The following is a 13,047-nucleotide window of genomic DNA, read 5'->3' on the forward strand; positions in this document are numbered from 1 at the left end:
CGTCAGCCGAGACCCGAGGATGGGTCCGGTGCCACGTCCAGCGTCACGTCGAGGCCCAGATCCAGCGCCGTAACGCTGTGAGTGAGTCCGCCGATGGAAATGACGTCGACTCCCGCGGCGGCAATGTCCGCCACAGTGTTGACGTTGACGTTGCCGCTCGCCTCGACGACGGCGCGCCCGGCCACTTGCTTCACGCCGGCGCGGAGCTCCTCAAGCGAGAAGTTGTCCAGCATGATCGTGTCCACCCCGGCCGCGAGCACGGGTTCGATCTGCTCTGCGCTGTCCACTTCCACCTCGAAGTGCGTGGTGTGGCCGAGCTGCGCCTTGGCGGCCTTGAGCAGTGCGGTGAGCTTGGCGGAATCCCCGCCCGTCATCACGGCCAGGTGGTTGTCCTTGGCCAGGACGGCATCGGACAAGCTGTAGCGGTGGTTGGCTCCCCCGCCGCAACGCACGGCGTAGCGTTCCAATACCCGCAGCCCGGGCGTTGTCTTCCGGGTGTCCGTGATGCGGGCCTTCGTGCCGTCCACCAGCTTGACGAACTCCGCCGTCTTGGTGGCAATGGCACTCATGCGTTGGGTCAGGTTGAGCCCGACGCGTTCGGCAAGCAGCACCGAGCGGGCGCGGCCGCTGACCCGCGCGAGGTGGGTTCCGGCGTCGAACGCTTCGCCGTCGGCGAGCAGCAGCTCCACTTGGGTGTCCGGGTCGACGAGCAGCATGGCGTCGCGGAACACCGTGCCGCCGCTGAAGACCCCCGGAACCCGGGCATTGAGCACGGCGGTGGCACGGGCTTCCGCGGGAATGAGCAACTGCGAAGTGATGTCCCCGCTTGGCGCGTCCTCCGCGAAGGCACGCTCCAGAATGTCCCGGACGGGTGCTGCGGGGAGGGTCAGGCTAGTCATTGACGAGGCTCGCTTTCCGGCGGATGGTGTATCTCTGAACAATTTCTTCGCGTGGGGTTTCGACGGCGTCGCGACGGTAATGCGCCCCCAGCGACCCCCGCCGCGCCCGCGCAGCCCGCACAAACAACTGCGCAGCAAGGAGCAAATTGGCATCCTCGTGCACACACGGATCCACAGAGTCGGGCACATTCTCAGGAACCACGACGTCGGCCCAAGCGTCGAGTGCCTCAGCAGCCTCCCGAAGCAACCCCCCAGTCCGAAGCACCCCGGCCTTGGCAGTCATAAGCCGACGAAGGGCGGTGCGGTTGAAGGGCTCGGGGACAAGCTCGGGCTGCCACGAGAGCGCCCCGGCCGGCTCGGTGGTTCCCGAAAGCGCCGTTGTTGCGTGCAGGTCCACGCCGGCCGCCGAGCTTGCGAGGCGTTCGCCGACGTGAGACCGGAGCGCAGGCGCCGAGGGAACTAGCGAGTCGGTCTCCCCGCTGTTGGACTGCACCTCGCCAAGGAACCCCTCGACAGCCCGCCGCCCAAAGACAAGTCCTTCGAGCAAGGAGTTGCTGGCCAAACGGTTCGCGCCTTGGACCCCGGTGCAGGCAACTTCGCCCGCCGCGAGCAAGCCGGGAACAGAGGTACGGCCGAATAGATCGGTGACTACGCCACCCATCCAGTAGTGGGCGGCCGGGGCAACCGGAACGGGCTCGCGGGTCCAGTCGACGCCGGCTTCGCGAGTCCGGGCGCTGAGCGTGGGGAATCGCTTCTCAAGGAAGCCTTGGCCCTTGGCTGCTTCGACCACCCGGGCGTCAAGGAAGACGTGGCCGTTGGGATCGCCCAGCGAGGCAAGATGGAGGGCAATGCTGCGGGAGACGACGTCGCGCGGAGCAAGTTCGCCGTCCGGGTGGTAGGCCGGCATGAATCGTTCCCCCTTGGCATCCACCAGGATGGCGCCTTCGCCGCGGACAGCTTCGGAGATCAGGAGGGGATCAGCGTCGGGGGGAGAGGAGGCTCCGGCGGCGGACAGCACCATGCTCGTGGGGTGGAACTGGAAGAACTCCAGGTCCGCGAGCTCAGCTCCCGCCCGCCACGCGAGCGCGAGTCCATCCGCTGTCGCAACCGAGGGGTTGGTGGTCTGGGCGAATAGTTGTCCCGCTCCACCGGTGGCAAGCAGCACGGCATCGCCGCGTACAGCCTCAAGGCGGCCGTTGCGCAGGAATTCAACGCCTGCCACGTGTCCCTCGGACTGGATCAGGCCGGTGGCCTGTGCGTGTCCCAGCACGTGGAGTTTCCCGGCGGCCTGCGCGTCAAGGACTGCGAGGATGAGCGCCTTCGCAATTCCGGCCCCGGTGGCGTCTCCGCCGGCGTGCAGGATCCTCGGGGCGGAGTGGGCGGCCTCGAGCCCCAAGGCGGGATCGCCGTCGTCGTCCGCGTCGAAACGAACACCGAAACGCTCCAGCCCCATGATGTCCCGGCGCGCTTCGGTGCACAGCACCCGCACGGCTCCCTCGTTGCAGTGGCCGCCGCCGGCCCTGAGGGTGTCCGCAATGTGCGCGGCGACGGTATCCCCGGGTGCTGGCTGCTCCAGCACTGCCGAAATCCCGCCTTGCGCGAAGAAGGTATTGCTGTCCGCCAGCGCGCCTTTGCTGAGCAGGACCACGTCCGCACCGGCTTCAGCGGCCAGCAGTGCGGAATAAAGTCCGGCGATACCGCTGCCGACGACGACGAGTCGCCGCCGCGCCGTAGCACCGAGAAAGCGTTCTGCAGTCATATCAGGCTCAATTCGACTGGTTGATACGGGGTGTGGCCTAGAGCGGCCGTGCTGCGAGCATGCGTTCGAGGGCGATCTTGGCGTTGTCCTTGACGGAGTCGTCCACCGTGATGCGGTTGACCACGCGGCCTTCCACCAGTTCCTCGAGTACCCAGGCGAGGTAGCCGGGGTGGATGCGGTACATGGTGGAGCAGGGGCAGATCACCGGGTCAAGGCAGAAGATGGTGTGCTGCGGGTTCTCCGCGGCCAAGCGGTTCACCATGTTGATCTCCGTGCCGATCGCGAAGGTGGTGGGCTCGGTTGCGGCGGCGATGGCCTTCTTGATGAAGTCCGTGGAGCCTGCGCCGTCTGCCGCGTCAACAACTTCCATGGGGCACTCGGGGTGCACAATGACGTTCACGCCGGGGAATTCGGCGCGCGCCTTCTCGATCTGGCCCACGTTGAAGCGCTTGTGGACGGAGCAGAAGCCGTGCCAGAGGATGACGCGGGAATCCAGCAGGGTCTGCTCATCGTTTCCGCCGAGTTCCTTGCGCGGGTTCCACATAGGCATCTGCTCGAGCGGTACGCCAAGGGCTTTGGCAGTATTGCGGCCGAGGTGCTGGTCAGGGAAGAAGAGCACCCTCTGGCCGCGTTCGAATGCCCATTCGAGCACCGTCTTGGCATTGGAGGACGTGCAGACGATGCCGCCATTGCGGCCGCAGAAGGCCTTCAATGCGGCTGACGAGTTCATGTAGGTGACCGGGATGACCGGGGCACGGCCTTCGGAATCAGGCGCGGTCCCGAAGATCTCTTCGAGTTGCTCCCAGCAGTCCTCCACCGAGTCCTCGTCCGCCATGTCTGCCATGGAGCAGCCCGCGGCCAGGTTCGGCAGGACCACGGCCTGGCCCTCGCTGGAAAGGATGTCCGCGGTCTCTGCCATGAAGTGCACACCACAGAAGATGATGGCTTCGGCGTCGGGCTTGGTCAGCGCCGCGTTGGCCAGTTGGAAAGAGTCGCCCACGAAATCCGCGTACTGGACTACTTCGTCGCGCTGGTAGAAGTGGCCCAGAATGACGGCGCGGTCCCCCAGCGTTTCCTTGGCGGCGCGGATCCGGACGTCCAGCTCGGCGTCGCTGGCCGACTTGTATTCTTCAGGCAATTGGCCCTGCCGGGGTGTGGCCTTTGGAGCGTCGTCGGAACTGGAAGCGCCGGGACCGTAGGCGGGAACGCCGGCGAGGGCCTCTGCGAGGTCGTACTCCCACGGGCCCTTGGCCAGAGCGGGGCTGCACGTTGAGCCCGCCGCGGAACGGCCACTCTCGGCTTCCTCGCGCGTGATCAGCTGGATAGCTGTGTTGACGCTGCTCATGGTGTACTCCTGTTGTCTGGCCCGAGTCCGGGCGTGCCGGTGAAGCGGTAGAGGCGGGGCGGGCGGTGTTTTCCGCCCTGGAGGTATTCACCGGTCTCCTCGATTTCCGGTGTTCCCTTGATTTGCCGGCGAAAGTTCGCCGGATCCAGCTGGCGGTCCAGGACAGCCTCATAGACTTCGCGGACCTGGGCCAGGGTGAAGAACTCCCCCAGCAAGTGATAGGCGATGGACCCGTAGGCCATCTTGTTGCGCAGCCGCCATAGGGCGTAGTCCACGATCGCGTTGTGGTCGAAGGCCAATTCGGCGAGCCTGTCTGCCCGGAACCAACGGACGTTTTCTGATTCGTCCGCCAATGCGGCCTCCGTGGGCTGTACCAAAGCCCAGTAGACGATCGAAACAACCCGTTGGGCAGGCGAGCGGTGCAGGCCGCCGAAGGCGTAGAGCTGCTCGAGGTATTGAGGCACCAACCCTGTGGTTTCGCGTAGGTTCCGCGAAGCGGCATCCTGGAGGGACTCGTCATGCTGCAAGGGACCGCCGGGAAGCGCCCACATGTCCTTGAATGGTTCGCGGATGCGGCGTACCAAAGGCAACCAGAGCGTGGGGCGGCCAGAGCTCTCACTAGGGCGGAGGGCGAAAATCACCGTGGATATAGCCAACGACGGCGGTGCGAGCCTTCGCTCTGCCACATTGGCGGAGTTGGCGTACACGGTGTTCACCCCGCTTCTTTGCCTCAGGGACCAGAAAGATAGTTAAAGTCAAAATGACTAGAACTAATGGTACGACCGTCGGGGTGCAGTGTCCAAATGTTTCAGCCCGCATTCTCCTTGGCTGCCGCCTCCAGGAGGGGCAAGGTACGGCCCTGGAAATGCGTATTCAGCACGATCACCGACGACGAGCGGAGCACGGTCTTGGTGCCGATGAGCGAATCGAGCACGCGCTGCAGGTCCGAGTTCGACTTGCCCACCACCCGCACCATGAGATCCGAACTGCCGGAAACGGTGTGGATCTCGATAAGTTCGGGAATGGCGGCCAGGGCTTCGACGACGGCGTCGTGCCCCAGGTCCTGGTTGATGGTGAGCGAGCAGAAGGCCACCACGGGATAGCCGAAGCCTGCAGGGTCCGGCTGTGGAACCCAGGGAGCCACCACTCCCCGCTCGGCCATCCTGTCCAGCCGGGACTGGACCGTTGCGCGGGCTACCTTCAAAACCCTGGATGCCTCGAGGACAGAGGCCCGCGGGGAGTCCGTGAAGAATCGGACAATCTTGGCATCCAACTCGTCAACAGCCACCAATTTTCCCTACTTCCACGCGGGCACTGCACAAATCGACAGGAGACGTGCCGATCTCCGGTCACATTGCATCCATCGTCTCACAAGTGTTTTTCGCCACTTTCCCTGTGGAAGCGGTAAATTCGATAAGTCCCATGAGGACCAAGCGACAATCCATCCACAAGAAGGTAAACACGAATGACAACGAAGTCCACCGCTGTTAAGCCCGCCATTCCTTCGCAGGGCCTCGGCCACTCGATGAAGCCGCGCCAACTGACCATGATGGGCCTGGGCAGTGCCATTGGCGCAGGCCTCTTCCTCGGCTCGGGGGCCGGGATCCACGCTGCCGGGCCCGCGGTGCTCATCTCCTACCTCGTGGCCGGCACCCTGATCATCCTGGTGATGTGGGCACTGGGCGAGATGGCCGCAGCCAACCCCAACAGCGGCGCCTTCTCCGTCTATGCGGAAAAGGCCATGGGCAAGACGGCCGGATCCACGGTCGGCTGGCTCTGGTGGTTGCAGCTGGTAGTGGTCATCGCCGCTGAAGCCCTCGGCGCAGCCGGGCTACTGTTCTCTGTCTGGCCGGTCATTCCCGTGTGGGCGCTGGCCCTGGTTTTCATGGTGGCCTTCACCGCGATCAACCTCGCCGGCGTCCGGAACTTTGGTGAGTTCGAGTTCTGGTTCGCCATCCTGAAGGTTGCGGCCATTGTCGCGTTCCTCATCATCGGCGCGGCATTGCTGTTCGGTTGGCTGCCTGGAGTGACCTCCCCGGGCCTTGGACACATCACTGGCAACTTCGCACCGTCCGGTTGGGCCGGAATTGCCGCGGCGCTCTTTGTCGTGATCTTCGCCTTCGGTGGCACCGAAATCGTGAGCGTGGCCGCCGCGGAAACGCAGGACCCGGCACACAGCGTCGGCAAGGCCATCCGCACCGTGGTGTGGCGCATCCTGGTTTTCTACATCGGCTCAGTCTTCGTTATTGCGGCCGTCCTTCCCTCGGACTCAGAAGGGTTGAAGTCGCCGTTCGCTGGTGTCCTGAACCTTGCGGGCATCCCGGGAGCAGGCACCGCAATCACTCTCGTTGCCGTTGTGGCCCTGCTGTCAGCGCTCAACGCCAACCTCTACGGGGCCTCGCGCATGGTCTTCTCGTTGTCTGAGCGCGGCGAAGCGCCGGCTTTCCTGTCGCGACTGCGCGGCGCACAGGTTCCCATGGCCGCCGTCGGGGTCTCCGTCGCTTTCGGCTTCATCGCCACCGTACTGGAACTGCTCTTCCCCGATCACGTCCTGCCGGCCTTGCTCAACCTTGTAGGCTCCACCTGCCTCGTGGTGTGGGGTACGGCCCTCGTGTCGCAGTTCATCCTGCGTCGCCGCGCCGACCGCGAAGGAACAGAGTTGCCGCTTCGCATGAAGGGCTTCCCCTTCCTCACAGTGTTCGGACTGGCACTGCTTGCCCTGATCTTCGTGGTGGGCTTCTCGAACGCCGAGAGCGCGGGCCAGTTGATCGGCACCTTCCTACTGATCGCGTGCATCGCTGTGGCCTGCCGTATCGGAGCCAAGGTCAAGACAGCACGAAGCGCCTAGGTAAACCCAACTGGCTAGCAGTTGTTGTCGTTTTGACGCCTCAAAACGACAACAACTGCGAGCTACTTGGGTGAGCGAAAGGTGCACAAACTGCTATGCATTCCCTCGGAACCACTAGCAGTTCTTGGCAGTTTGCCTAGCCACAAATAGGCGGATTGCCTACGGCCCGCACAGTGACTACGGTCACGTCCATGGACTCATTTCTTCCCGCTGTGGCCGCAGCCGACGCCGCGCCCCTGGCCTCCGAGCAGCTCAGGGAGCTCTATTCCCTGATGGCTGCCGTTCGATATCTGGATACCTCGGCCGTCGCCTGGCAGCGTCAGGGAATCATTCCCGGCTATGCTCCGGAACTCGGCCAGGAAGCGGCTCAGGTCGGCAGCGCCTACGCCCTCGACACTGCGCGCGACTTCGCCTTTCCGACGTACCGCGAGATGGGCGTCGCCCGGACCATGGGCGTGGACATGGTGGCGTACATGTCCACCCACAAGGCAACGTGGCACGGCGGAATGTACGATCCCCTGGCAAGCCGTCTCGCGCCCATTCAGGCCGTGGTGGCAGGCTCGGTGCTCCATGCCGTCGGTTGGGCCCATGGCCAGACCCTGAGCGGTGGGCACGGAGTGGCCCTCAGCTACTTCGGCGACGGCGCTTCCTCCCAAGGCGATGTCCATGAAGCCATGAACTTCGCCGCCGTGATGAAAGCACCGGTTGTCTTCTTCATCCAGAACAACGGCTGGGCGATTTCCGTGCCCACCGAGCGGCAGGTGGCAGGGGGTTCAGTGGCCGCCCGCGCCGCCGGCTACGGCATCCCGGCCCTCCAGGTGGACGGCAACGATGTGGTTGCCGTCTACGAGGCCACCCGCGACGCCTTCGCCCACTGCCGCGCAGGAAACGGTCCGGTGGTGGTCGAGGCGATGACCTACCGCCGCGGCCCGCATTCCACCGCCGACGACCCCGGCCGGTACCGAAGCCTCGACGACGAGCGCATCGACGCCGGCGAGGACCCGCTGGAACGCCTCCGCAAGCGTTTGCTGGCCGAAGGCGTAGCCGACGAGGCATTCTTCGCCGCCGCCAACCAGGCAACCCGGGCAGAGGAGGAAGCGATCCGCACCGGAATCGAAGCCCTCGGCCCCCGGCCCGGCAACGAGATGTTCGATTTCGTCTTCCAGGAAACCACCCCCGCCCTTGAAAACCAGGCCACCCGTTGGCGCGAGGAGTCCGAACATGTCTGAGAGCACCACCGCCATCCTTGAAGCCGGGGCGCCCACCGAGACCCAGCCAACCCGGATGTCCATGCAGCAGGCCCTTAACCGCGCCTTGGACGAGATCCTCACCATCGATCCGAAGGCAGTGGTCTTCGGCGAGGACTGCGGCCAATTGGGTGGCGTCTTCCGTATCACCGACGGATTGCAGGCCAAGCACGGAGAGTCCCGGGTCTTCGACACGCCGCTCGCGGAATCGGGCATCCTAGGCATGTCCGTGGGCCTGGCCATGGCCGGTTTCCACCCCATTCCGGAGGTGCAGTTCGATGGCTTCGCGTATCCCGCCATCAACCAGATCGTGTGCCAGATCGCCCGGATGAACTACCGCAGCCGCGGCACCTTGCCGATGCCCATCACGCTCCGGGTGCCCAGCTTCGGCGGCATCCGCGCCCCCGAACACCACGGCGAAAGCCTCGAGGCCCTCTTCGCGCATGTTCCGGGCCTCAAGGTTGTTTCGCCGTCGGATCCGCATGATGCCTACCACCTGCTCAAGTACGCGGTCTCGCGGCCGGACCCGGTGATCTTCATGGAACCGAAGTCCCGGTACTGGCAGAAGGGCGACGTCGACGCATCCGACGGCGGTAGCCTCACCGGCGCCCGCATTGTCCGGCCGGGCCGCCACCTGACCCTCGTAGCCTGGGGTGCCATGGTTGCCCGGTGCCTGCAGGTTGCCGAACTCGCCGCGGAAGACGGAATCGACGTCGAGGTCCTCGATCTGCGCTGGCTCAAGCCGATCGACGCCGAAGCACTGGCGACTTCCGTCGGAAAGACGCGGCGCGCCGTCGTCGTGCATGAGGCCCCGCTGACCTCCGGGCTGGGGGCCGAAGTGGCCCAACTGATCACGCAAAGCTGCTTCGACACGCTCAAGGCGCCCGTGGAGCGGGTCACGGGCTTCGACGTGCCGTATCCGTCCGGCGACCTGGAGGACGAATACATCCCGAACATTGACCGCATCCTCCTGGGGATCCAACGAGTACTGGAGTATCGACGTGGCTGAAATCAGCTTCCCCCTGCCCGATCTTGGCGAAGGCCTCATCGAAGCAACCGTGCTGGACTGGCTCGTCTCCCCCGGCGACCAGGTGGAGCGCAACCAGCCGCTCGTGGAGCTGGAAACGAGTAAATCCGCCCTCGAGTTGCCGAGCCCGCAGGCAGGTAAAGTGATCCGTATCCACGGTGCGCCGGGCGATACGATCAACGTCGGTGAGCCGCTGGTGGTGTTCGAGGTGCCGGACAATATTGCCGGCATCGTGGGCACGGTTCCGAAGGATGACGCACCCAAGCGCCGGGTCCGCCTGAGCGCCGTACTTGATGAGGACTGACACCATGAGCGGCAGGCACGCAGAAGAGCACATCCATACGGTGGAAGGAACGGATCCCCATATCTTCGTGGAAATCCATGAACCCGCCACAGGGACCGACGCCGGACTGCGACCCATCCTGCTCCTGCATGGCTTCTCCTCCTCGACCAAGCTCAACTGGGGAGACACGGGCTGGATTTCCACCCTCCAGGCAGCCGGCCGCCGCGTTATCACCGTGGACCTTCCGGGGCACGGCCGGAGCGCCTCTCCCGAGGACTTGGATTCGTACTCGCCCAGCAGGATCCGCGCGGACCTGCTCCAAATAGTGGCCGACGCCGGTGCGCGCCCCTTGCGCGACGGTGACCCCACCAGCGGGCTCGACATCATTGGTTATTCTTTGGGCTCCCGGCTGGCCTGGGAATTCGGGGCCACCCAACCCGAACTCGTGCACCGCCTGGTGTTGGGCGGCCCGAACAAGGAAGACCCGCTGGCATCCTTCGACCTCGTGGCTGCCCAGCACTACCTTGCGGACGGCACGCCCATCGAAGACGAGTCCACCGCGGGGTTGCTCAAAATGGCGCAACTCCTGCCGAGCAACGATTTGTTCGCGCTCTTGTCGCTTATCGAGGCCATCAAAGGCGAACCGTACGATCCCGCCGAAGCAGTGCCGCACATGCCAATGCTGCTGGTGGCCGGCGACAAGGACGAACGGGCCGTCACCATGCCGGAACTCGCTTCGATCGCCGCCCACGCCGGTGGCATGGTGGAACAATTGCTCGTCCCCGGGCGGAACCACAGCAACGCCGTGACCAGCCGGGTGTTCAAGGACGCCGCAGTAGCGTTCCTCGGCGTCTAGGCCGGCAATGAAACGGCTGGCCTTACCGGGCCAGCCGTTCCGCGTTAAGGGTCATGCGCTCCAGCACGCTGAGGGCCATGGCGTATTCGTCCATGCCTACCCCCATCGAGATGTCCCGGCGGGAGTCCTCGACGAGCCTTTGGGCTTCCGTATGTTTTACGTGGCCCAGTTCGCTGAGGCTGATGCGGTCGTCCACCATGATGATCATTCCGCGGCCTACGAGCGCGGCCAGTTCACTTTCGCGACGACGCGTCTCGCCGCCCCAAAAGGGGCTGAGGACGCCGTCAAGGTCTTCGGGACTGAGGGGTGCCTCCGCCAGGACGTTGAGGGTCTGCCACTGCCTCCGGCTGAGTTTCAATCTCGCCAAGGTGCTGTCCAGATGCGCTTCCAATGCGGCGTCCAGGCGTTTGATCCAATAACCGATGGGCTTGTTCACATGGCCCATGGTGGCAGCGGGGAGCGTCCGCGGCAAGAAAGGTAGGCTTGATTCAGCGCCGGATTACGTGGAAGTGAGACGAATGGGCATGCGCTTCAAGGACCGTGCGGACGCCGGACGCCGTCTGGCAGCAGGGCTTCCGCAGCTCCGGGAACGGCCGGACACGATCCTGCTTGGGCTGGCTCGCGGCGGGGTCCCCGTGGCGGCAACGGCAGCCGTCGAGCTCTATCAGCCGTACGGTGCCGTCCTAGTGCGCAAACTCGGCATCCCGGGGCGTGAGGAAACAGCCTTCGGCGCCCTTGCGTGGTCCAACGGCAGAATTGTCCGCGTGCTCAACCGCCCCTTGACCGAACGCATGCTGTGGCACGGAATTACCCAGGCTTCGCTTGACGCTGTGGAGGTGCGGGAGCGGGGCGAACTCCTGCGACGGGTGAAAACCTATCCGGGAATCAGCTTCAACCTCGCGGGGAAGACTGTTGTGCTTGTGGACGACGGACTCGCGACGGGAGCAACCATGCGCGCCGCCGTCGAGGCTGTCCGCGCCGGCGGCGCGGCGACTGTAGTGGCCGCCGTCCCCGTGTCATCCCTGGAAGCCCAAGCGTCCATCAGCCGGGTGTGCGACTTCATGATCTGCCTGCACACGCCGGGCAGATTCCACGCGGTGGGCGCGTTCTACGAGCACTTTGAACAGTTGACGGACGACGACGCCGTGCGGCTCCTGGAGCGGGCGGGCTAGGCTCGGCTAAATTTGCGCGAGTTCCGATGCTCGTTCACATCCGACGGCCCGTTCCCCGACGCTCCTGCACGTATGAGGGAAGAATTCGGCACCCGCCTGCACATCATCTGCAGGAGGGTGCCGCTGTTTGGGCTCATAGGTGAGCGAGCGTCGGAGAATTTCGCGTCATAGGTGAGCGAGCGTCGGAGTGCGTCTGATGCCTAGCGCGCGCTGAACCCGAGCGGACGGCCCTTGGTTTCCTTGGCCAGCACCACTCCTACCGCGGAGATGACGCACAGGACCATGATGTAGATGCCCACGGAACCTGACCACTTGGTACCGTCCAGGAGGGCCTGGGCGATCAACGGCGCAAAGGCTCCGCCAAGGATCGAGCCCAGCGCGTACCCGATGGAAATCCCGGAGTAGCGGACTTGGGCAGGGAACATCTCGGCGTACATGGCGGACATGGGGCCATAGGAAAGGCCCAGCCCGATCGTCAAGACAAAGAGGGCTGTTCCGTACAGGAGGATGTCCTTGGAATCGATCAGCGCGAACATCGGAATCATCCAGGCGAACACGAGTCCGTAGCCGATCAGGAACGTCTTGACCCGGCCGATCTTGTCCGAAAGCCAGCCACCCACCATGGTGAAGATGAGCCATCCGAAGGAAGCCACCGTCGTCGCCAAAAGGACCTGTGCCGATGGCATCTTGAGGGCCTTGTTGGCGTAGGAGATGAAGAACGCGATCAGCAGGTAACCGGCCGCGTTGTTGGCGATGAAGATCAGGGCAGCGAGGATGACTTCTTTGCTGTTCTTGCGGAAGAGTTCGCGCAGCGGAGCCTTGCTTTCGGCTTTGCGCTGGGAGATTTCCTTGAAGACCGGGCTCTCCCCGACCGCCCGGCGGATCAGGTAGCCCACGACGATCAGGACGACCGACAGCAAGAACGGCACACGCCAACCCCAGGCATTGAAATCCGCCTTGGACATGCCCGAGGTCAAGAAGTAGAGCAGGCCCGTGGCCAGGATCATGCCGATGGGAACACCGATCTGGGGGTAGGCACCAAACAGGCCTCGCTTGGCTTTCGGCGCATGTTCCACGGCCATCAGCGCTGCGCCACCCCATTCACCGCCGGCCGAGAAACCCTGCAGCACGCGCAGCGCAATCAGCAGGACCGGCGCCCACAATCCGATGGTTTCATAAGTGGGAAGCAAACCGATCAGGGCCGTGGCCCCGCCCATCATCACGAGCGTCATGACCAGGACAGCCTTGCGGCCCAGCCGGTCGCCGAGATGTCCGGCAACAAACGCGCCGAGCGGACGGAACAAGAAGCTGATGCCGATCGTGGCGAAGGAGAGGATCTGCGCCAGCCCGGGGCTGGACTTCTCCAGCGGGGTCAGGAACAGCGGCGCGAGCAACGTCGCCGTCAACTGGGCAAAGATGAAGAAGTCGTACCACTCGATGGTGGTGCCCACCAGGGTCCCGGCGAGGACCCTGCGCTCTTCGCGCTTGCTGCTTGGGCCCGATTGGGTGTCGACAGAGGAAGTTGCGGTCATTGAAACTCCAGTGTTGGGTGCGGTGATGACTGTCGCCCTGAATTACCGACAGAACGGTCAGTTGGAATAGCCTACTACG

At 64.5% G+C, this 13,047-nt stretch carries 13 protein-coding genes; 6 read left to right on the top strand and 7 right to left on the bottom strand.

Annotated elements, in window-relative coordinates; genetic code table 11:
• Positions 1 to 2: 2 nt before the first annotated feature.
• From nadC to ACX5I4_RS13585, 5 genes are all read right to left on the bottom strand, one after another.
• A complete protein-coding gene (gene nadC / locus ACX5I4_RS13565) occupies positions 3 to 899 on the bottom strand; it encodes a carboxylating nicotinate-nucleotide diphosphorylase (protein WP_461837109.1) in 897 nt (298 codons plus the stop codon).
• Positions 892 to 2,658: an L-aspartate oxidase gene (gene nadB, locus ACX5I4_RS13570; RefSeq protein ID WP_461837110.1), complete on the bottom strand. Its 1,767-nt coding sequence runs from the start codon at positions 2,656 to 2,658 to the stop codon at positions 892 to 894. The genes nadC and nadB overlap by 8 nt, the downstream gene beginning before the upstream one ends.
• A gap of 37 nt (positions 2,659 to 2,695) precedes the next feature.
• Positions 2,696 to 4,003, bottom strand: a complete 1,308-nt coding sequence (nadA, locus tag ACX5I4_RS13575) for a quinolinate synthase NadA (RefSeq protein WP_461837111.1) — start codon at positions 4,001 to 4,003, stop codon at positions 2,696 to 2,698.
• Entirely contained in the window at positions 4,000 to 4,719 is a 720-nt protein-coding gene (locus ACX5I4_RS13580) for an NUDIX hydrolase (protein ID WP_461837112.1), read from the bottom strand. The genes nadA and ACX5I4_RS13580 overlap by 4 nt, the downstream gene beginning before the upstream one ends.
• A 92-nt stretch (positions 4,720 to 4,811) precedes the next feature.
• Positions 4,812 to 5,291, bottom strand: coding sequence for an Lrp/AsnC family transcriptional regulator (locus ACX5I4_RS13585; RefSeq protein WP_461837113.1), 480 nt, complete (start codon positions 5,289 to 5,291; stop codon positions 4,812 to 4,814).
• Between the two features lie 177 nt (positions 5,292 to 5,468).
• Between ACX5I4_RS13585 and ACX5I4_RS13590 the strand changes: the two genes are divergently transcribed.
• The 5 genes from ACX5I4_RS13590 to ACX5I4_RS13610 all read left to right on the top strand — a co-directional run bounded on the left by ACX5I4_RS13590 (position 5,469) and on the right by ACX5I4_RS13610 (position 10,264).
• Positions 5,469 to 6,851 (top strand): amino acid permease, encoded by a 1,383-nt coding sequence (locus tag ACX5I4_RS13590; RefSeq protein ID WP_461837114.1) that lies wholly within the window; start codon positions 5,469 to 5,471, stop codon positions 6,849 to 6,851.
• A gap of 191 nt (positions 6,852 to 7,042) precedes the next feature.
• Positions 7,043 to 8,080 carry a thiamine pyrophosphate-dependent enzyme gene (locus ACX5I4_RS13595; protein WP_461837115.1) on the top strand — a complete coding sequence of 346 codons (1,038 nt, stop codon included), beginning with the start codon at positions 7,043 to 7,045 and terminating at the stop codon, positions 8,078 to 8,080.
• Complete coding sequence (locus tag ACX5I4_RS13600; RefSeq protein ID WP_461837116.1) at positions 8,073 to 9,107, top strand: alpha-ketoacid dehydrogenase subunit beta; 1,035 nt, start codon at positions 8,073 to 8,075, stop codon at positions 9,105 to 9,107. The genes ACX5I4_RS13595 and ACX5I4_RS13600 overlap by 8 nt, the downstream gene beginning before the upstream one ends.
• Positions 9,100 to 9,429 (top strand): biotin/lipoyl-containing protein, encoded by a 330-nt coding sequence (locus tag ACX5I4_RS13605; RefSeq protein ID WP_461837117.1) that lies wholly within the window; start codon positions 9,100 to 9,102, stop codon positions 9,427 to 9,429. Before ACX5I4_RS13600 ends, ACX5I4_RS13605 begins: the two co-directional genes overlap by 8 nt.
• 4 nt (positions 9,430 to 9,433) lie before the next feature.
• Complete coding sequence (locus tag ACX5I4_RS13610) at positions 9,434 to 10,264, top strand: alpha/beta fold hydrolase (RefSeq protein WP_461837118.1); 831 nt, start codon at positions 9,434 to 9,436, stop codon at positions 10,262 to 10,264.
• A gap of 22 nt (positions 10,265 to 10,286) precedes the next feature.
• Here the strand turns inward: ACX5I4_RS13610 and ACX5I4_RS13615 are convergent, their stop codons facing one another.
• The gene (locus tag ACX5I4_RS13615; protein ID WP_461837119.1) at positions 10,287 to 10,736 is read right to left on the bottom strand and encodes a MarR family transcriptional regulator; all 450 of its coding nucleotides are present in this window, start codon (positions 10,734 to 10,736) and stop codon (positions 10,287 to 10,289) included.
• Between the two features lie 46 nt (positions 10,737 to 10,782).
• Here ACX5I4_RS13615 and ACX5I4_RS13620 point away from each other — a divergent pair, with 46 nt between their 5' ends.
• The gene (locus ACX5I4_RS13620; protein ID WP_461837120.1) at positions 10,783 to 11,436 is read left to right on the top strand and encodes a phosphoribosyltransferase; all 654 of its coding nucleotides are present in this window, start codon (positions 10,783 to 10,785) and stop codon (positions 11,434 to 11,436) included.
• Between the two features lie 200 nt (positions 11,437 to 11,636).
• On the opposite strand, the gene ACX5I4_RS13625 is transcribed toward ACX5I4_RS13620, so the two are convergent.
• Positions 11,637 to 12,968, bottom strand: coding sequence for an MFS transporter (locus tag ACX5I4_RS13625; protein WP_461837121.1), 1,332 nt, complete (start codon positions 12,966 to 12,968; stop codon positions 11,637 to 11,639).
• Positions 12,969 to 13,047: the final 79 nt, after the last annotated feature.

The sequence above is a fragment of the Arthrobacter sp. MMS24-S77 genome (assembly GCF_054888235.1).

What these genes read in the sequence shown, in the direction of transcription:
- nadB (WP_461837110.1), bottom strand. Translation starts at nt 2,658, where the DNA reads ATGACTGCAGAACGCTTTCTCGGTGCTACGGCGCGGCGGCGACTCGTC.
- ACX5I4_RS13590 (WP_461837114.1), top strand. Translation starts at nt 5,469, where the DNA reads ATGACAACGAAGTCCACCGCTGTTAAGCCCGCCATTCCTTCGCAGGGC.
- nadC (WP_461837109.1), bottom strand. Translation starts at nt 899, where the DNA reads ATGACTAGCCTGACCCTCCCCGCAGCACCCGTCCGGGACATTCTGGAG.
- ACX5I4_RS13600 (WP_461837116.1), top strand. Translation starts at nt 8,073, where the DNA reads ATGTCTGAGAGCACCACCGCCATCCTTGAAGCCGGGGCGCCCACCGAG.
- ACX5I4_RS13625 (WP_461837121.1), bottom strand. Translation starts at nt 12,968, where the DNA reads ATGACCGCAACTTCCTCTGTCGACACCCAATCGGGCCCAAGCAGCAAG.
- ACX5I4_RS13620 (WP_461837120.1), top strand. Translation starts at nt 10,783, where the DNA reads ATGGGCATGCGCTTCAAGGACCGTGCGGACGCCGGACGCCGTCTGGCA.
- nadA (WP_461837111.1), bottom strand. Translation starts at nt 4,003, where the DNA reads ATGAGCAGCGTCAACACAGCTATCCAGCTGATCACGCGCGAGGAAGCC.
- ACX5I4_RS13595 (WP_461837115.1), top strand. Translation starts at nt 7,043, where the DNA reads ATGGACTCATTTCTTCCCGCTGTGGCCGCAGCCGACGCCGCGCCCCTG.
- ACX5I4_RS13610 (WP_461837118.1), top strand. Translation starts at nt 9,434, where the DNA reads ATGAGCGGCAGGCACGCAGAAGAGCACATCCATACGGTGGAAGGAACG.